We start from the raw sequence: 19261 nt of genomic DNA, 5'->3' as shown, positions 1-19261 counted from the left end.
CCATTGCTCATTCTTGATATTTTGACAGTAAGTCGCGATTAATTCTGATTGATTTACTAAGAATTAGTTTTAGGAATGAATCGCATTTATTTAAGTTTCGGTTATACTTAAACGTATAGATAAATATTTAATATTGGAGATCGCATGACTGTAGATGTCACTGAAACCTTATCTCAAACTGTTCATCCTGCGTTTCAGCTGGTACGTCAACACCATGTAGAAGCTTTAGACATTTTAGTGTCTGAATATAAACATAAAGTGACTGGTGCAATGCACTACCATTTAGCAACAGATCATGACGAAAATGTGTTTCTAGTTGCTTTTCGTACTCAACCGATGGATTCCAAAGGTGAGGCGCATATTCTTGAACATACAGCGTTATGTGGTTCAGAGAAATTTCCTGTACGTGATCCATTCTTTTTGATGATTCGTCGTTCATTAAACACATTTATGAACGCATTTACGGCAGCAGATTGGACGGCTTATCCATTTGCAACACAAAATAAAAAGGATTTCCAGAACTTATTGGAAGTCTATTTAGATGCTGCTTTTGCTGCCAATTTAAATCCATTGGACTTTGCTCAAGAAGGTATTCGTATTGAGCTTGAAAATGGTGAACCTGTTTATAAAGGCGTGGTATTTAATGAAATGAAGGGAGCGATGAGTTCGCCTTCAGACCAGCTTTATCATCAGCTTGCACATCATTTGTTCCCGAAAACAACTTATCATTATAATTCTGGTGGTGATCCAAAGGATATTCCAGACTTAACTTATGAAGAGTTAGTAGCGTTTTATAAATCACATTATCACCCAAGTAATGCTGTATTTATGACCTTTGGTGATGAGCCTGCTTATAAATTGCAAGAACAATTTGAAAAGTTGGCGCTGTCGAAATTCAGTAAAGGTGAAACGATTTACTCTAAAGAAGAGCAGCGCCTCACAGCACCAATTGAAGTACAAGAAACCTATGCTGTTGATGCAGAAGATTTAAAAGACAAGACGTACCATATTTTGTCTTGGTTATTGCCGAAGACCAGTGATGTTAAACTTCGCTTGGGTATGCGTTTAGTTGAAGGGATTCTTTTAGAAAATTCAGCTTCGCCATTGCGCCATTATTTAGAAACATGTGGTTATGCGCAGTCTACGGGTCCAATCATGGGTGTAGATGATTCAAACTATGAAATGACGTTCTATTGTGGTGTTCAAGGTTCAAACCCTGAGCATACTGAAGAATTTAAAAATGGTGTACTCAATATTCTTCAAGATGTTGCTTCAAAGCCTATTGATAAAGAAATGGTTGATGCAATTTTGCACCAAATTGAATTACATCAACGTGAAATCAGTGGTGATGGTACACCGTATGGTTTAACGCTGATCCTCAATGGTTTGGGTAATGCAATTCATCATAATGATCCAATCCATGCCTGGGATGTAGATACTGCCATTGCAGAAGTAAAAGAAGAACTCAAAGATCCGATGTGGTTATCTAATTTGATTCAAGTTCATTTATTGGATAATCCACATCGTGTACAAATGACTTTAGTTCCAGATGCAAATAAATCTGCTCAAGAAGCAGAAGATGAAAAATCACGTTTAGCGAAAATTGGTGAGGCTTTGTCTGAAGCAGATAAAGCTGAAATTATTGCTCAGACAGAAGCTTTAAAAATCCGTCAAGAAACACCAGATGATTTGAGCTTATTGCCTAAAGTCGGTTTGGAGGATATTCCTGCTGAATTGGCCATTGTTCAAGGTCAATTGCGTGAAGTGATTTGCAATGGGGTAGATACACCATTACATCTGTACCATGCAGGTACAAACGGAATTTACTACCAACAAGTATTGATTCAAATTCCAGATCAAATTGTAAAATCGCCTTATTTCAACTTACTGTCTGTTCTCATGGGAGAAGTGGGGGCGGGCGAATATGATTATCTTGAACTTCAACAGTTACAGACTGCTGTCAGTGGCGGCTTGGGAATGGGCGCTTCGCTTCGTTCTAAAACCGATGACAAAGGTCAAATCAGTGCATGGTTGACTTTAACAACTAAATCTTTAACTGATAAATTTGATGCCATTCAGTTGCTTAAACTGGCTTTTGAGCAGTTACGTTTTGATGAAAAAGATCGCATTATCGAACTTTTACAACAACGTAAAACCCGTTGGGCTTCTCGTTTATCTGGTTCTGGCCATAGTTATGCGATGCAAATTGCCTCACGTCATATGAGTGCGTTAGCAAAACGCGATTATGACAATACAGGCCTAGGCGCATTGAATTGGCTAGGTGATTTGATTGCAAAAATTGAAAAAGATGATGCGGCATATGATGCGTTTATAGATGAGTTAAAATCAATTCATAAAGGTTTAATGCTTGCACCAAAACAATTTTTATTGGTGTGTGAAGAGCATCATTCAGAGCGTTTAGTTGAAGAGGTTCAAACTGTTTGGGATAAGCTTACGGTTGATCAATCTCCTGTTTATTTAACTCAAGTGGCTATGGATGAGAGCGATGCAGATCAAGCATGGTTAATTCAAGCCAATGTTCAATTTTGTGCTTCTGCTTACCAAGCTGTAGATGTTGCACATCCAGATGCTGCGCCGTTAATGGTACTTGCAGGCTATTTACGGAATGGTTTCCTACATAGTGCCATTAGAGAAAAAGGCGGAGCATATGGTGGTGGTGCAAGCTATGACGGCAATGCTTGCTCGTTCAGATTCTATAGTTATCGAGATCCGCGCCTTGCAGAAACATTCCAAGACTTTGAGGCAAGTCTAGATTGGTTATTACATAAAGAGCAGCATGATTATCAACTTGAAGAAGCAATTCTTGGTCTAGTTTCGAGTATGGATAAACCTGGATCACCAGCAGGTGAGGCCATTACTGCATGTTATGCATTGCTTCATGGACGGACACCTGCGTTTAGAAAGCAATTACGCGAACGCTTATTAAACGTTACTATTGATGACCTTAAGCGTGTCACACAAACTTATTTACTTGAGCAAAAGCCTGTAAGAGCTGTAGTCGCTCCAGTTGTAAAAAAAGACGTGTTGGAACAATTAGGTTTTGAAATTAAGAAAGTAAATTAACCCTATAAATTCTTTCTGGAGAATTCTATGTCGTTCAAAAATTTTGAACGTACACCATTAAATCTGAGCATCTTAATGATGCTCAGTTTTGGTTTGGTGACCATTGTACACGCAGATGATACTGCACAAGTAAATCCTGCAAGTACACAAGCCTGTGTTGCACTCGAATCTAACGCTGACCGTTTGGCTTGTTACGATAAAATATTTAAAACGCCTGCGGTTGCTCCGCAAGTTTTGGTGTCAGAGCAACGTGCTGCCTTAGATATTCAAAAAGCCAATGTTGAACCTGAAACACTAAAAGACAAAATTACCCAGACAGCTGAAAATTTATTTGCAATTCATGGTGATAAAATTGATCCCAACACCTCATTACTTGATCGACGTTGGGAGCTTTCAGAAGATAGTAAGTTAGGTACATGGAATATTCGGGCGAATCAACCTGTATATTTACTTCCTGCATTTTGGACCAGTAAGAAAAATGAATTTCCACAGAGCCCAAACCCCCAAAATACAGTGGAAGAAGATCAAAATTTAAAGTCTATGGAAGCAAAATTCCAGATTTCTTTAAAAACCAAAGCTGCTGAAAACGTGTTTGGAAATAATGGTGATGTTTGGGTAGGATATACACAATCTTCTCGTTGGCAAGTTTACAACAGTGAAGAGTCCCGTCCATTTCGTGAAACAAATTATGAGCCTGAAGCAAGTTTAATTTTTCGAACCAATTATAATTTATTGGGTTTAAATGGACGTTTATTAGGTTTGACGTTGAATCATCAGTCAAATGGACGTTCTGATCCACTTTCACGTAGCTGGAATCGAGTAATTTTAAATCTTGGATTTGAAAAAGATAATTTTGCTTTGATGGTGCGTCCGTGGTATCGCATTGAAGAAGATTTTCAGGATGACAATAATCCTGATATTAAAAATTATATTGGTCGTGGTGATTTAACCGCATTCTATCGTTGGAATGACAATGATTTTTCTTTGATGCTACGTCATTCTTTAAAAGGTGGGGATGATTCACATGGTGCAGTGCAGTTTGATTGGGCGTTCCCTATTAAAGGGAAGTTACGTGGTCATTTTCAATTGTTTGATGGATATGGCGAAAGTTTGATTGATTATAATCACCGTGCGACCTATGTTGGACTAGGTGTTTCATTAATGAACTGGTATTAATCATTTAAAATAGCGTTGATTGGCTAGATTTAAATAAGAAGCTGTCTTTATATAAGGCAGCTTTTTTGTTTTTGATTTATACGGAAAAGTTGTTGTTTTATCTGGATAAGTAAGCGGAAAGCTCAAGAGTACTGTTTTTATATACTAGTTTAAATATTGCAATAACATAAGTAATAATTTGAGTACAAATGATGGAGGGTACTTAATCATATCAAAATAATCAATTCTGTTGCCTCGTCAAGCCGATTAATTCTTGATTCTAAAAATATAATCATTGAACTGCATGTTGTAGCTAAAATATATCCAAATAAGGCTATGATGTATGCTTAATCAATAGAATAGACGCAATAAAAAACCACGTTATTTTTAACGTGGTTTTTATAATTTGGCTATTTAAACGCTTTATTTATGAAGCGCTGACTGTTGAGTCTTCATCTTCAGTGGTTTTCTGTTCAGGTTCAACTAAAAAACCACCCGTCTGCCTATGCCATAAATGCGCATAAATACCATTTTGTGCAATAAGCTCTTCATGGGTGCCTTGTTCTGCAATTTGACCTTGATCTAGCACAATCAAACGATCCATTTGTGCAATGGTTGAAAGACGATGGGCAATTGCGATCACGGTTTTCTTTTGCATTAACTCATCTAAGCTTGATTGAATTGCAGCTTCAACTTCGGAGTCTAAGGCACTAGTTGCTTCATCTAAGATTAAAATTGGCGCATCTTTTAAAAATACACGTGCAATGGCAATACGCTGACGTTGACCACCCGACAGTTTTACTCCACGCTCACCAACATAAGCATCATAGCCAGTACGACCTCTTAAATCTGAAAGTTGTGGAATAAACTCATCTGCTTTGGCTTTTCTTACTGCTTCATACATTTCTTCATCAGTCGCATCAGGACGACCATATTTGATATTTTCCGCAACTGTACGATGTAGCAACGAGGTATCTTGGGTGACAAGCGCGATATTTTTTCTTAAACTGTCTTGAGTGACTTCCTCAATATTTTGACTATCAATGGTAATTTTTCCCTCATTAATGGTATAAAAATGTAGAAGTAATTGAATTAAGGTGGATTTTCCCGCACCAGAACGTCCAACAATACCAATTTTCTCGCCAGGTTGAATGTTTAAGTTGAAGTGATCAATTACTTTTTTGCTATTATAGGCAAATGTGACATCACTAAATTTAATATTGCCTTCAGTCACAACAAGTGGTTTGGCATCTTCTTTGTCTTGGATATTGATCTGACGACCTAAGGTTTGCATACCATCTTGAATTGTTCCGACATTTTCAAACAGGGCAGAGGTTTGCCACATCATAAATTCAGCCATACTATTGAGTTTAAGAATCATGGCTGTTGTTGCCGCAATGACACCAATCGCGGCTTGCCCCTGTAACCATAACCAAACAGCAGTACCTAGAACTCCAAAGAATAAAACGGCGGTCAGCAAATTGATGCAAAGTTCGTATGCAGTGCCTAAACGCATTTGTTTGAACACAGTACGCATAAATTCTTTCATTGATTCTTTTGCATATTGACTTTCACGGCCAGCATGGGCAAAAAGTTTCACTGTCTGAATATTCGTGTAGGCATCTGTTACTCGTCCGGTCATCACCGCACGCGCATCGGCTTGTTCTTTAGATATTCGTCCTAATCTGGGAATGTAAAATAATGCTGCACTCACAAACAGTGCCAACCACAATAAAAGTGGAATCAATAGAATAGGGGAAATTGAGCCCAATACTATACTGAAGGTGATGAAGTAGATGACAACATAAGTCACCATATCGCCTAAAATCACCCAAAACTCACGTACTGCTAGCGCTGTCTGCATAACTTTTGCAGATAAACGACCTGCAAAGTCATTATGAAAGAAGTCTAAGCCTTGGCGTAACATAAGATTATGAAATCTCCAACGCAAACGCATTGGAAAACTACTGTATAAAATCTGATGTCTGATAATAGATTGCATACTGGCAAAAAAGATATTTGCCAATAAAATACAGCTTAAAAAGATCAAATTTTCACGATGATTCACTAAAAAGTCTTGAGGTTTTGACTGAGTCAACCAATCGACTAAATGTCCGATTTGTGAAAAGAATAAGGCTTCAAAAGATGCTGTTGCAGCAGTGAATAATATTAAAATCAATAAATAACGCTTAACACCAGTCGCAGCTTGCCAAACAAATGGAAAGAACTTAGTGGGTAATGGTTCGTTTAAACCTTTCGACGGATATGGATCTACTAACTTTTCAAACCATTGCAGCATAGTTTACCTAACTTTATGTGAATTACTTTAACAATTATGAGTTTGCAAAAATTTACTTTCTAAACAAGATCTTACATGAGATGCAAGTTTAGTTTTGAACATGTGAAAACCTATGTGAATAATAAGTTTATTACGCCAATATTTACGCCATAATTAATAAAGTAGGAATGGCGTAAATAATTATGGGCTCAATTAGACAAAGAAGTCTTACCGATGGCACTATTCGTTATCGAGCTGGAATTAGAACTAACAGAAAAGTCTATCTAGTTTTCATTGAAAGCAAAACATTTAACCCTCGTAGAATAGCAGAAAAATGGATTGAAGATCGTAAAAAAGCGATTAACCTTAATCCTAATATATTAAATGGTCATTCTGATCTGATAAAAATGAGTTTAGGAAATGTTATAAAAATATTTAGAAGAAGTAAAAGGTGTATATATTATCTCAAAAATAAATACTTTGAAGCAGATACAGAAATTTGCAATTGCTAAGTTAACTATTTCAAACTTAAGATCAATTGATATATCAAACCATGTTAATTTGCGAAAAAATGGTAATGTCGAATACATTTGATAACTGTTGCTTGAAGTACAATTCAAAATGAACTAATACTAATAAGGGGAATTCTGACTCATGCAATGATTATGTGGGAATCGGTAATATATTGATGATAAAAATGCCAATCAAATTGATTGGCATTTTTGAAATAGCAAATTAATTTAGGTAAAGCCTACAATGTTTGCCACTGATTTCTTACTTCTTCTGAATTTTTATTCAAAATTACATTTCCATCTTTAATTTCACTCACCCAACTTAATGGAATCAGGTGATGTTCATTATGTTCATCATCACTTCGTGTCAATTTAATGGAATCTTTTCCCTCAAGATGATCGACTTTACCGATCTGTGTACCACATGAAGCAATTACTGAAGCATGTTCTTTAATATCGTTAGCATTAACGTTACTCATAATGTTTGCCTATTTATTGTTCAAGTTGAGATACCAGTCTAAAACTTAAAAAAAGATAATGATGTAAGTATTTTTAAGCTTTAAGTTTTATTGAGTTAAGAATGTAAGGTTTAAAGAGTTATTTAATTTAAAAAATTATATTTGTAAACAGATATAAAACTAATGGTAATGTGATTTTTTTCTCACTTGCTTTGATATATTATGTTTGGTTCCTTTATTTTTTGTGATGCAATTATAATTTAAAAATTTTATTGAGAAGTATATAATTATTCGCTTTGATTTTAATGATGTTGTTGAGATATTTTATTTTAACTTTATGTTTTATAATTATTTATTTTTAATTTATCAAAGTGAGGTTTTAGTGTTTTATATTGTAATTTAATGTTTTTTATTTAAGAAGTTTTAAAAGCGATAATATTCAACAGTGCTGTGGTTTTGAACATGTTTTATTTTAATTTACTTAATTCTGTTTTATACAAACTGTTCTTCAAACTATAACAAATAGTAATATTGAATGAAAATAATTAATCTAGGATGATTATCGTTGACTGAGTATCTGGATTAATAATTTTTATCAAATAGAGGATTAAATATGTCAAATTCTAATATAGATAATGAAGTTGTTCAAAATATGAGTAAAGAACAACGTAAGCAACTAAATGCTGACCCTATTTCAGGTGAGCCAGGAGCTCACCCAATTGGCACAGGTGTTGGTGCAGCAGGTGGCGCAGCAAGTGGTGTAGCTATTGGAGCCGTTGGCGGACCTGTAGGTGCTGCAGTCGGGGGAGTAGTAGGAGCAGTTGTTGGAGGATTAGCAGGGAAAAGTATTTCTGAAGCTGTAAATCCAACAGATGAGGATGTTTATTGGCGTGAGACTTATAATACGCGGCCTTACTTTAAAGACACGGTTAACTTATATGATAATGTAGATTACGATCGTGATTATCGTGATGCCTATCAACTAGGGTACACTTCTAGAAGCAATTATCCTTATGAAACAAAATTTGAAGAAGTTGAAGCTGATCTTAAGCTTCAATGGGAAAAGACTAAAAGAGAGTCTCGTTTAAAATGGGAAGAAGCAAAACATGCAGTTAAAGATGCTTGGGAAAGAGTAACACGTTAACAGATGCTCGAAAAAGTAGTCCTTCAATGTAAGGGCTATTTTTGTCAAGCATTTGTTTTCTAGCAACATTTCATATTTTCACCTACTTCTATAAACAAACACAAGTAATCAGGATGTTTCTGTGCCATGCTTGCTAAATCATAATCTCCATTAAATCGCTTTCCCTTTTTTGCTTTCTGATTAGCGATATTTGCTTCTGTTTTGTTGGAACCAATTCATACTGAGACAGGCAATCCGCTTCATTGTTGAATACGTTCGTGCATTCCTTGGCGATAATCAATCACCAAGATTATAATTATGCTTAAAACTTGATAGATCTAGAAAACACTCATCAATTCAATAAATCTCGAGTTCGGGTGGTGCGAAATAACTGGCAAAAAATGAATAAAATCGACGTGACATCTCAGCATATATCGCATAGTTACTTGAAGGAACTTGAAAACAATTTTTCTGGACAGCATCTTTGATTTGAAAAAATGGAGGCTCATTTTAATCCCCATAGCCTTGACTTAGTTACTTCGAGCTACTGCGCAACCATTGTTATTTAATAAAACTATCACCAAGACATTATTTAGCTTCGGGTTAAAGAAACGCTCACACCAGACATAGCAATTATTGATATCAATAAGAACAAATATCTTTTCTTCATGTATCATTTAAAGTTCTTAATAATTTTGGTGACAACACCCCAAATTACTAATTCTTGTTCATTGCGGGGGAGGATTGGTTTGTACTCAATATTCTCAGGTTTGAGCCACACTGCAGGCAAATTTCTAAGATCATTTTCATTATGAAAAATATTAAACAATTCATCATGTGACATCCGTTGTGTAATCATCATTCTTTTCACAGTGAAATCATTGTCAATGAATGCGATAACAATATCTTGGTGCTGTGATCGAATACTTCTATCGACAATCAAATAGTCAGTGATATCAATTCCAATGTCTTTCATCGAATACGACTCAACTTGAACAATGAATGTAGCTTCCTTATTTGAAATAAGCAGATCATCCATGTCAACAGTTTTGTCTATATAATTCTCAAATACTGAGGAGGAATCTGCAGTAATTTTATTTAAAACTAATGGAATAGAATACTTAGTGATTGCCTGAAATGACGATATTCTAGATAGGTCAGATGGACATTTTAATTTAGATGAATGTGCTCTGATATCAATAACTTTAGAGCTTTTCAAGTGATCTAGACTTGCATCTTTAAGCTTTTGAAGTTTAGCTTTCGATAATTTTGAATTTAATTCAATATTCATAAAAAATACCACTTGAATAAGTTACGTATTCAAGATATTAAATGTAATAGTTTTTAATTTCAAATTTAAACTATGTGGATAAACAGTCTTAATTTAAAAAAGGTCACTTTGTTTGGCTACTTCAGATGAGTGTTCACGAGGGAAAGCGGAAAATCATCACGCATTTCAAAGAAATTTTCGTGTGCATTTTCTTTATCAATATTCAAGCAGTCTTTTCGATATTCTCTTGATATGACTATGATTGATCTTTTTTCATCGGTAGGCGCATAAAATTGCTTCATGAAAGGATGATTGTCAGAATTGATTGTAATCATTGAAAAAATATTATTATTTTTTAATTAACTAATCATCGTGAGTTTCTGCAACAGCGAATGGTAGTCGTTCTTACGGTGAATTCTGTACAAATGGCTTTTACCATCGATGCACTTGAGATCATCAAATTCTTGAACCGGCACAAAGTAAAACTTGCTATAAGTCAAGCATGTCGAAAGTTAGGCTTCTCAACTATAGTTTCAGTTCAAGTATTATAGGTGTGTCCCTAACTTTGTATCCTCAGCCCATTTTGGAATTAGTGCAAATCTTCATAAATCTAGGTTAAACTCTTTCATAATAATTGGAGCAGGGTATAACGGATAAACGTGTGACTTTAAAGGATAATCCATTGCATTGAGTTCGATTCCTAATTGAACAAATGCTGTTATTTTTGGAGTTTGATAGTTTGAGCACATGAGTTAATCAATTTATTATAAATTTTAAATTTCGTTTTTAATTGTATTACAATAATTTATTGGTTAGTTATTTAATATATAAAAATTAACTGGATAAAATAATTTCATAAGAGTTAATTGATATTTAATATCAGTACATTGAACAAAATTAAGAAAAATTAGTTTACATATTTTATCTGAAACCATATTTAAAAAAAAATTAAAAATAGGTTATATTCCTAATCAATTAAGATCGACGGAAATCTTCTATTGGATATTCAAGAAATAGTACTTCAAGATGAAAATTTTCATTTACATAAATTGGTAAAAGTTAAAGATACCACTTATGACCCTATAAAAAAGGATAGGTCTATTTTATGGTTTTGGATTTACTCTGAAACTTCTGATTTTTTTCACTTTGAATTGTGGGATCAATTAGACCGTGCTGTGGTAAATCAAAATATTACTCATAAAGATTACCAGTTCAAAGTTGTAAGCATCAATGATAACAAAAAAATAAATTATTCATGAATAATAATTTTTTATCATATAATTAAAATATTTAATTAACACTAAGAAACTATTTCAATTTACATGAGAATGTTAAAATTGGAAAATTTAAAAAATGATTATGTCTCAATTAATGGAATTGCAGAATGTGTCCAAGATTAAGAGGTGCTTGATCAATTGTGGTCCGCTTCGTATGGAACTTTTTTTGAACAAGGAAAGTCGGATCCAAATATTCAATTAGTACGTGTAATATGTAATGGTGCACAATACTGGAAAGGTGCAGGAAAATTTGTAACTCTTTTCAAAGTAGCAAAAGCGTCAATATCACGTGAAACAGAGCAGCTTGGAACAAGTCATTCTGTTAAGCTATAAATTTTTGTAAAAAAGACGAACTTACGTTCGTCTTTTTTTATTAAAGAAAATTAGATATTCCACGTTGGTTTAAACCAACTCGCTTTCGAAGCCGAGTCTGCTTTTCATTTAAGAGTTCATTTAAGAAGGCATCTAAATTGTCTTCGGTTAAAGCAGTAGGAGTGAACGAGTCGTAACCTAAACGATTAAAGAAGACCTCTGCTTTTGAGCACTTTTGAACATATTTCATTGACCAGTTTTTAAAACTAATTTGGTCAATTTCTACATTTTTGAATTCAATAATATCTTTATGCCTAGCGTCATTTCTAATGTTATGGAATAGCTCTAGTACAGTTGATCTTTCACCTTCAAGACACTGGAAAAAAAAGTTATTAGCATAGTAAAGCACACCAAAAACATTGTTTTTCGAATTAAAATCTCGAGCAGTATTCAAAATATCATTTAAATCTTCTATGAGGTCATTAGTTGATTCATTTCTTGTACTTGCGTAGCACAAACGAATCATGATTTATCATCTATATTAACGTTTTCAAAATAGACTAATGAATTACTCATCGATTTCAAAATTATATGGTTCATGAGCATACTCCGAAGCTAAAAGGTCTATGAATGAAGGAATAGTGTTACTTGAAAGAAGAAATGGGTTAAAATCATCAAGATGGTGTTCTTGAAAAAAGTCACCTAATCTTTTGTTAACAGGTGCAAATTTCATATTCCAATGTTTGAATAATCCAACATCGCATTTCTCATGATAGAGAATTTCACAATTTTGATGACGTGGATCTTTTAAAATGCGGTTATAAAAAAGATCATTAACTTTACTCTTGCTACCTTCAAGACATTGGACAAAATATCCATGTCCATAGTAAAGAACTCCTGTAATCTCATGACGAGAATTAAAATCAACAGCAGTGTTAAGAATATCAATTAGATCAGATTTAAGTTCAGGGTGCGCTTGTGTCGCTTTACTAGCGTATAAAACCCTTACAAATTCCATTATGAATTCATCCAGTTTGATTTGTTACTGATGGTGTGTGATAACTATTTAATTTTATTAGTAAACTTTATGTTTCCACATAGAAAGAATAGTAACTTTAAAAGTTTACAACATAGTTAGGATTGAAGCCAATTTAAAATAAAAACGATCAAAAAAAAATGTAATGTAAACTTTTTTTACTTTTACTTAAGCTAATTGTTAATATATTGTGTTGAAGTAATAGTTTATTAAAATTAAATTTATGAAAATAAATGAAATAATTCTAATTTTTTAAATATTAATAGGTTAAAAAATAAACAAATGTACGAAATTTCTCACAATCATGTAAGCCAGAGATTACAGCCTGAATTTTTGATTTATATATACTGCGTTCATACACCATACGTGTTCATTATTATTAATATACAACTGAATATTAGTTTAAGATGTGGTCGCTTACACTTAAATTAGAATAAGAAGTTATAAAATTAATGAGCATAATAATAGATGGTGTATTGGGGTAGTCTTCCCCCTTAGTTGCTCTACTAAGGGGGAAGCATTTTATTAAATCTAAAGTAGAGGAAATGAAATGTTAATTTTAAAAAATTTTTTTATATTTATTATCTCAGTTTTAATTATATGTTTAATAATCATAATTTTTGACAAGTTAGGAATACATAAAAAGTTTAATGTATTCTTTTCGGCAATGTTATATGGTCTTATTATGACCTTATATCTAAAAAAAGTATTTTTAAGTCTTTTATTTTTCTTTGGCTTTTATAGTCTATTATTCATGATTAGTTATTCAATTGAAGTTATAGGAATGCTTCTTATTTCCTGTTCAGTTCTTTTTTTAATTAAGATTGTTATGCCAAAACTAAAGAATCAAGAAATAAATAGGTTTTTTATTTCTGATAAGCTATATAAAGAATAGGTTTTTATATAGATTGATTTAGATAAATTTTATTTAAATCAAAAAAAAATTAAATATTTTAGGAGTAATAATGTATGTTTCGTTGGGCGATAATTTTTGCAGTTATAGCATTAATTGCTAGTTTATTAGGTTTTGGTGGAGTTGCTGGTCTATCGAAAGATTTTGCTGTAATTCTACTAGTTGTAGCTGTTATTTTAGCAATTATTGGTTTTATATCTCGTGGAAAATCATAGTATTTTATATAGCCAACTATCGAATATATTTGTTCTATAGTTGGCTAATTTCTTTACAGTAAATTATCTCATTAATAATCTATAATTAAGGTTTTTATGAAAAGTAGTAACTATATGTGTGTTTTAGAGCAGATCTATAATTTTTTACTTTTGACACCAGACTTCAAGAGTAAGACCAAGTCCGAGAAAATTGTTGCATATTTCAAAGCTTTAAATGAAGGAGATGAAACTGACTTTAAATTTAATAATTCTAATAAAGTATTCGGTAAGTTTGGAAATAAAAAAAATATTTTAATAATGAGTGCACCTGAAATAAGTAATAAATACAAATTCTTATCTTGGGTTGATGAGCAAGTAAATTCATAGTTTTTAAAGTAAGGTGTTTATATGCATCAAAGGCGCAAGCGTAAAAAAGTTACAATACTTCCTGAATGGTCTACAGATCAAGACTGTTTTTTAATTGAAAATAGTTCATTGCCTATAGAGTTATTGGTTGATTCATTGTCATTTACTGAAGATGAAATACTTGAGAGAAAGATACTTTTAGGGTTAGTAAGGAGGCACAGACAGATGATGAAAAGCTCTTAAATCAATTAATTCTGTCTATTTTAATTTTTAAAAATCTACTTCGATTTAAGCTGAGTGCAGAATTTCTAAGAAAGGGAATTTCATAGTTTGAGTACACTCACGGCTTCATTCATTGTTAAAATATAATTATTTTCAATATCATCAAAAAATTGAATAAATAAAAATAATTTTACGCTATTTATTGCACTAAGATTTGTTTAAATTTTTTAAATCATTGATTGTAAATTAAAATTGAATCAAACCATTGCAGCAACATAAAATCCTCGGGGAAATTTTATAGATTGATTAAATTGTAAAATATTGAAATGCAGTTACAACCTGAACAGCTTAAATTATTTTAAGACAAATTCTGCAGAAATTGGGAGAATAGCGGTGTAATGTAGATTGTGTATTTTTCGTGGAAATACACCAGTTATTTATATCGAATAAAAACGATTTATATTGCGCCTAAACCTTGTTAAAAAAATTTATCGGTTCAATCAGGATTGCCCAATGAATTATAGCTTAGCCATTGAGCATCCTAAAAAACTAATCAAACTTAGCTAGCAGTATTAAAACGCTAGATGTCTACTTTTTAATTTTGGGTTTTAAGTCATTTACAAAGAGTATCAATCCAAACAGTATTGGGCTACTCAGTATACATAAGGCCACAAAAGAGATGCTATTGCCATAATTTACACTGAATAAAAATAAAGCCGAGATGATCAACGCAAACGCGATAACTTTTACCAGTTTCACATGTTGCGCTAAAACAGACAATTTACTTTTCTGAGTCTTGGTGATCTGCTTTGAACTGATCAAATATAAGCTATAACTGGCAATCAGGATCAGGAGAAATGCAAATGCCAATATCATGATACAGATTCCTGTGATTGTTTTTGTTCTAGCTTTTTCTTGATCTTCGCCACAGCTTTGTTTTGAATCGGTGTGATTCTTTGATGTAAAAAAATCGCTAAAATGGCAAATAACCAGATCATTAAGTCCACACGTAAAAATAACCAATAGTCCTGTAATGAATGAATATATTGATTAGAAATCAGATAATAGACATTTAAAATAGGCAAGGCTAATGTCATGGCAATTAGCAGCTTGAGCTGAGTTTTCCAGAGATATTGTTGTTTTGTGCAAAGCGCAATAATAAAACTGAATAACCACAAAGTAAAAAATGTATAGACTTCATAATTCGGTGTATCTGATTGAAGTTGTACAAAACGATTGGCATATAAATAACCCAACATCGCAATGGGTAAACCAATAATCATCGTGGTATTGAGTCGGTTTACCAGATAATGTCCAACGTGAAAATGATCATTTTTCTTTTGTAATTGTCGTTTTAAACTCCAGAGCAATAAGCCAGAAGCAATCATTGCACAACCTAAGAGGCCAGAGAAAAATAAGCCTAAACGCAATAAAGGTTGGGCAAAATTCGCCATATGCAGTCCGTACATACTGGCATTTAATGTTGCAATTGCACTGTTATTACGGGTATTCCCAATTAAACCACCTGTAGCGCCATTAAAGCTAAGTTGTGCTTGATTACGAGTAATCGAATGATCTTCTAAGGCAGTAATCGTGAGCTTAGCAAGCTGTGTATTGGGTTGATCTACGGTAATGTTATCAATATTAGTTTTTCCCCATTGCTGTTGGGTTTGTTGCAGGAAATGTTGAATAGATAACATATTCTTCGGCTGTGCGTGTTGAGCCTTGTTTGCAGTTGAAACATGACGAATTTCATCAAAATACTGATATGGATTATCTGGATAGGCTTTTTTCATCCCTGCGGGGAAAAGCAGATAGAAAAAGATCGCTAAGCCGGTAAATGTAATGGTTAAGAAAAAGGGCAATGCTATTACCGAACTTACATTATGAAAATCTAAATATGAACGCTGACCTTTAAATACTCTTAAGGTAAAGAAATCTGTAAATATCTTTTTATGGGTAATAATGCCTGAAATCAAGGCTATAAACATAATTAACGCTGCAAAGGTGACAATCAAACGACCAATCGAGTAAGGCATTCCATAAAGCTGATAATGAAACCCATAGAAGAAATCACCGCCTTGTGTGGCAGAAAGACTCAATTCTTTACCTGTATTGGCATCTAAAGTTTTACTTTCATAACCACCATCGGCTTTTTGCCAATAAATTTTATTTGCAGGGGTATTCTGATTTGCAACGCCGATATACCAACTTTTTGCATCTGGGGCATTTTTTTGCAAATAAGCAAACGCAGACTGTATAGCGGATTCCTGTTTGATTTGCATACTTGCGAATTGTGGTTGCATCCACATACTAATTTCATGGCGATAATATGTTGCAGAACCTGTCAAAAAAATTGCAAATAACAGCCAGCCGAAGGTAAGCCCGATCCAAGAGTGTAACCATGCCATAGATTGACGAACAGATTTATGCATGAGTTAACCTATAAACTTGGAAAATAGGAAAAAAGTAGCGACCAGAGCTAGGCTGATCAGCGTAAGCTTCTTTAAAGAATGAATACAAAAGCTTAGAATCACAAAAAAAATGTAAAAAATAAGTGCGCTAAATGCTGCCAAATAAATAGATTCAGCCTTGGCAAAATAAGGATAAAACACGTCAATTAAAGTTAAGGATACTAAATAACTGCACAGATAGCCCATACCAAAAGCCAGTATAAAACGAAAGAGCACTGATAAAGGGTAGAGCACAATCTGCATAACGATCACTTTCTTGCAATTGAAAACGCCTTAATCATAAAAAGATTAAGGCGAGTTCAGATTAGTATTTAAATTTTACAGCAACACTATAGTTTGTAGATGGGCCATAAAAAGCCTGACCATCTGGAAAGCTATATAAATATTTTTTGTCTGTCACGTTGTTTACATTTGCCTGTAGCGAAATATGCTTATTCAAGTCATAGCTGCTCATCATATTCACTAAAGCATAAGCATCTTGGGTAATTGTACTCTTTACCGAAGAATCATACTGCTTAGTCGCCTCTTGCCATTGTAAAGCTGCACCAATTTTCAGCTTAGGTATAGCAGGAATAGTATAAGTCGTTAAAAGATTAATGGTTTGGTTCGGGTTGTAAGTACGAGCCTCTCCACCATTTTTTAAATCTTTTAAGCTAAATTGGCTATAACCAAATGCAATATTTAAGTGATCTGTTAATTGCCCAGCCAAACCAACTTCTACCCCTTGAGAGCGTAAATCACTGGTTTCAACTTTTCGATTGAGAATATTTCCATCTGAATTGCGCAAAGGGTAATTACTTTGTTCTGTTCGAAACACCGCCAAAGTTCCAGTGAGTTTGTCATCTAGCCATGAACTTTTAATACCTGCCTCATAGCTTTCACCTTCAACTGGTTTGAGTGCTTTATTATCAGTACCCACTCCAGATTGTGGGCGGAAAATAGAGGTATAGCTTAGATAACCTGTGTATTCAGGGCTAAAGTTATAGGTAATGCCAGCATAAGGAGATACTTTGTTTTCATCATAGGCCATTGATGAACCGTAACTTTCACCTTCACTTTTAGCTTGAACATAATTTAAACCGAGTAAAAGTTTCAAATCATCGTTTAAGTGTAGTCGTGTTGCCGCATATACAGAATTGAGCTTTTGGGTATAGTTTGCCGCATCACTAAATGCTGACCAAGTGACTGATTGAGGTGTCCAGCTTGCCCAGTCTGTGGTTTGATTATTATTGATATTGCTGTCATTAATTGTGCCTGACGTCTGTTGATCATACTGTTTATTTTGTAGATAACTATAACCCAGTGTCGCTTCGTGTTCACGGCCAAATAATGAATATGAGCCTTGTAGATTTAAGTCGGCAAAATGACTTTTTAGACTTTCTTTTCCGCCCCAAGCGGTGAGGGCTACACCTGCTCCATTTTGATCAGGATAACCGAAATAATAGAGTAAGTTACTGTTATGGTCGGTTTGGGTGTAGTTATAACTCAGCTTAGCTGTCCACTTGTCATTAATTTTTTGCTTTAACTCAGCAAAAGCATTTTGTGACTTATTATCCCAATATGTCCAATCTGGATTGGGATTATAATTACGCTCATAGGAAAGTTGTTTCCCATCTGCACCGAGAAGTGGTAAAGCACCCCAATTATTTGCATTAGGTTTATTCTGTTGTTGGCTATAACCGACAGTTAATAACGTGCTATCACTTAAATCCGCATCAATGATGCCAGAAAATCCATTTTTCTCAGATGAATAACGGTCTAGATAAGAATCTCCAGTTTGCTCATAACCCATCAAACGTCCGCGGATGCTGCCTTCTTTATTTAATGCACCTGAAACATCTGCTTCATAGCGTTGGGTATTCCAAGAGCCATAACTTAGCCCAGCATTGGCTTGAAATTCTTGAGTAGGACGCTTACGGATATAATCGATTGTTGCGCTTGGATCACCAAAAGCATTGGTTAAGGCATCTGCACCTTTAATCACGTCAATACGATCATAAAAATATGTATCAGGATTGGTATTATTATAATTGTAGCTGCTAGAAGGGAAGCCAACGCCATCTGTTAAAATATTTGATATTTCAAAACCACGGGCAGTGTAGGTTGAACGTTCGGTTTCTTGACTGCTGACAGTAATACCTGGGGTATTACTTAAAGCTTCACGTGCACTATTGAGTGCAAAATCATTTAATTGCTGACGTGTAACAACATTCACTGTTTGTGGTGTTTCTTTGACAGGAATATTCAGCTTGGCAGCACTTGCAGATTTTTTAACGATATAAGATTTTGATTGTTCGGAGCTTAATTCAGTTTGATCAGCTGTGGCTTGAACTGAAATTGTGGGTAGATTTTCAATATCTTCAGCAAAACTCTGCTGGGCAATGAGTACCGCTAAACTAAGAATAGAGAACTTAAAACTGTGTGGGAGAGGATTTAGCATTGCTTATCTTAAATGATAATAATTATTGCTTAGTTTATTGTTAGTGAGGTGGGCTTACAATAGTCGTGCAATTGAAAATATAAATAGAAAATAAAATAACGATAGAAAATTAGATGAATTGTTATATAAATTTCCCCATTTTCCAAG

16 protein-coding genes and 2 pseudogenes are annotated in these 19261 nt (G+C 33.9%); 8 read left to right on the top strand and 10 right to left on the bottom strand.

All coding sequences use genetic code 11. The features are described from left to right. Nucleotides 1-144: 144 nt before the first annotated feature. Entirely contained in the window at nt 145-3084 is a 2940-nt protein-coding gene (locus AC4CUY_RS11405; protein ID WP_419327337.1) for an insulinase family protein, read from the top strand. A gap of 27 nt (nt 3085-3111) precedes the next feature. Further along, nucleotides 3112-4260, top strand: coding sequence for a phospholipase A (locus tag AC4CUY_RS11400; RefSeq protein ID WP_336950775.1), 1149 nt, complete (start codon nt 3112-3114; stop codon nt 4258-4260). A 406-nt stretch (nt 4261-4666) separates the two neighbouring features. Here AC4CUY_RS11400 and AC4CUY_RS11395 read toward each other — a convergent pair whose 3' ends face one another. Continuing rightward, the gene (locus AC4CUY_RS11395; protein ID WP_490774132.1) at nt 4667-6538 is read right to left on the bottom strand and encodes an ABC transporter ATP-binding protein; all 1872 of its coding nucleotides are present in this window, start codon (nt 6536-6538) and stop codon (nt 4667-4669) included. A gap of 182 nt (nt 6539-6720) precedes the next feature. Here AC4CUY_RS11395 and AC4CUY_RS11390 point away from each other — a divergent pair, with 182 nt between their 5' ends. Further along, nucleotides 6721-7029: a hypothetical protein gene (locus AC4CUY_RS11390; protein ID WP_336950779.1), complete on the top strand. Its 309-nt coding sequence runs from the start codon at nt 6721-6723 to the stop codon at nt 7027-7029. Between the two features lie 239 nt (nt 7030-7268). On the opposite strand, the gene AC4CUY_RS11385 is transcribed toward AC4CUY_RS11390, so the two are convergent. Continuing rightward, complete coding sequence (locus AC4CUY_RS11385) at nt 7269-7508, bottom strand: DUF2171 domain-containing protein (protein WP_336950780.1); 240 nt, start codon at nt 7506-7508, stop codon at nt 7269-7271. Between the two features lie 592 nt (nt 7509-8100). Between AC4CUY_RS11385 and AC4CUY_RS11380 the strand changes: the two genes are divergently transcribed. Beyond that, nucleotides 8101-8631, top strand: a complete 531-nt coding sequence (locus tag AC4CUY_RS11380) for a hypothetical protein (RefSeq protein WP_336950781.1) — start codon at nt 8101-8103, stop codon at nt 8629-8631. Nucleotides 8632-8708: 77 nt separating this feature from the next. On the opposite strand, the pseudogene AC4CUY_RS11375 reads toward AC4CUY_RS11380, so the two are convergent. From AC4CUY_RS11375 to AC4CUY_RS11365, 3 genes and pseudogenes are all read right to left on the bottom strand, one after another. Next, a pseudogene (locus AC4CUY_RS11375) lies at nt 8709-9287 on the bottom strand (Y-family DNA polymerase); the annotation flags it as partial. Further along, the gene (locus AC4CUY_RS11370; RefSeq protein WP_419359985.1) at nt 9284-9901 is read right to left on the bottom strand and encodes a LexA family protein; all 618 of its coding nucleotides are present in this window, start codon (nt 9899-9901) and stop codon (nt 9284-9286) included. The gene AC4CUY_RS11370 and the pseudogene AC4CUY_RS11375, both read right to left, overlap by 4 nt. Before the next feature lie 93 nt (nt 9902-9994). Then, nucleotides 9995-10629 (bottom strand): annotated as a pseudogene (locus tag AC4CUY_RS11365) (SOS response-associated peptidase family protein). 249 nt (nt 10630-10878) lie between these two features. Between AC4CUY_RS11365 and AC4CUY_RS11360 the strand changes: the two are divergent. Both AC4CUY_RS11360 and AC4CUY_RS11355 read left to right on the top strand, forming a co-directional pair. Beyond that, the gene (locus AC4CUY_RS11360; protein ID WP_336950783.1) at nt 10879-11139 is read left to right on the top strand and encodes a hypothetical protein; all 261 of its coding nucleotides are present in this window, start codon (nt 10879-10881) and stop codon (nt 11137-11139) included. A 144-nt stretch (nt 11140-11283) separates the two neighbouring features. After that, complete coding sequence (locus tag AC4CUY_RS11355; RefSeq protein ID WP_419327334.1) at nt 11284-11490, top strand: pyridoxamine 5'-phosphate oxidase family protein; 207 nt, start codon at nt 11284-11286, stop codon at nt 11488-11490. A 40-nt stretch (nt 11491-11530) separates the two neighbouring features. On the opposite strand, the gene AC4CUY_RS11350 is transcribed toward AC4CUY_RS11355, so the two are convergent. After that, nucleotides 11531-11998 (bottom strand): BLUF domain-containing protein, encoded by a 468-nt coding sequence (locus tag AC4CUY_RS11350; RefSeq protein WP_336951462.1) that lies wholly within the window; start codon nt 11996-11998, stop codon nt 11531-11533. A 39-nt stretch (nt 11999-12037) separates the two neighbouring features. After that, nucleotides 12038-12487, bottom strand: a complete 450-nt coding sequence (locus AC4CUY_RS11345) for a BLUF domain-containing protein (RefSeq protein ID WP_336950785.1) — start codon at nt 12485-12487, stop codon at nt 12038-12040. Between the two features lie 987 nt (nt 12488-13474). Here AC4CUY_RS11345 and AC4CUY_RS11340 point away from each other — a divergent pair. Both AC4CUY_RS11340 and AC4CUY_RS11335 read left to right on the top strand, forming a co-directional pair. Further along, nucleotides 13475-13633 (top strand): DUF1328 domain-containing protein, encoded by a 159-nt coding sequence (locus tag AC4CUY_RS11340; protein ID WP_336950787.1) that lies wholly within the window; start codon nt 13475-13477, stop codon nt 13631-13633. A 96-nt stretch (nt 13634-13729) separates the two neighbouring features. After that, nucleotides 13730-13999: a hypothetical protein gene (locus AC4CUY_RS11335; RefSeq protein ID WP_490774131.1), complete on the top strand. Its 270-nt coding sequence runs from the start codon at nt 13730-13732 to the stop codon at nt 13997-13999. Between the two features lie 1073 nt (nt 14000-15072). On the opposite strand, the gene AC4CUY_RS11330 is transcribed toward AC4CUY_RS11335, so the two are convergent. The 3 genes from AC4CUY_RS11330 to AC4CUY_RS11320 all read right to left on the bottom strand — a co-directional run bounded on the left by AC4CUY_RS11330 (nt 15073) and on the right by AC4CUY_RS11320 (nt 19114). Then, nucleotides 15073-16635, bottom strand: coding sequence for a PepSY-associated TM helix domain-containing protein (locus AC4CUY_RS11330; RefSeq protein ID WP_336950791.1), 1563 nt, complete (start codon nt 16633-16635; stop codon nt 15073-15075). A 3-nt stretch (nt 16636-16638) separates the two neighbouring features. Then, nucleotides 16639-16917, bottom strand: a complete 279-nt coding sequence (locus tag AC4CUY_RS11325; protein ID WP_419327333.1) for a hypothetical protein — start codon at nt 16915-16917, stop codon at nt 16639-16641. Between the two features lie 61 nt (nt 16918-16978). Continuing rightward, complete coding sequence (locus AC4CUY_RS11320) at nt 16979-19114, bottom strand: TonB-dependent siderophore receptor (protein ID WP_336950793.1); 2136 nt, start codon at nt 19112-19114, stop codon at nt 16979-16981. Nucleotides 19115-19261: the final 147 nt, after the last annotated feature.

It is taken from the genome of Acinetobacter sp. 778_lipA (assembly GCF_058242985.1).
The sequence above is the reverse complement of the archived record's forward strand: the minus strand, read 5'-3'. Positions and strand labels throughout refer to the sequence as shown.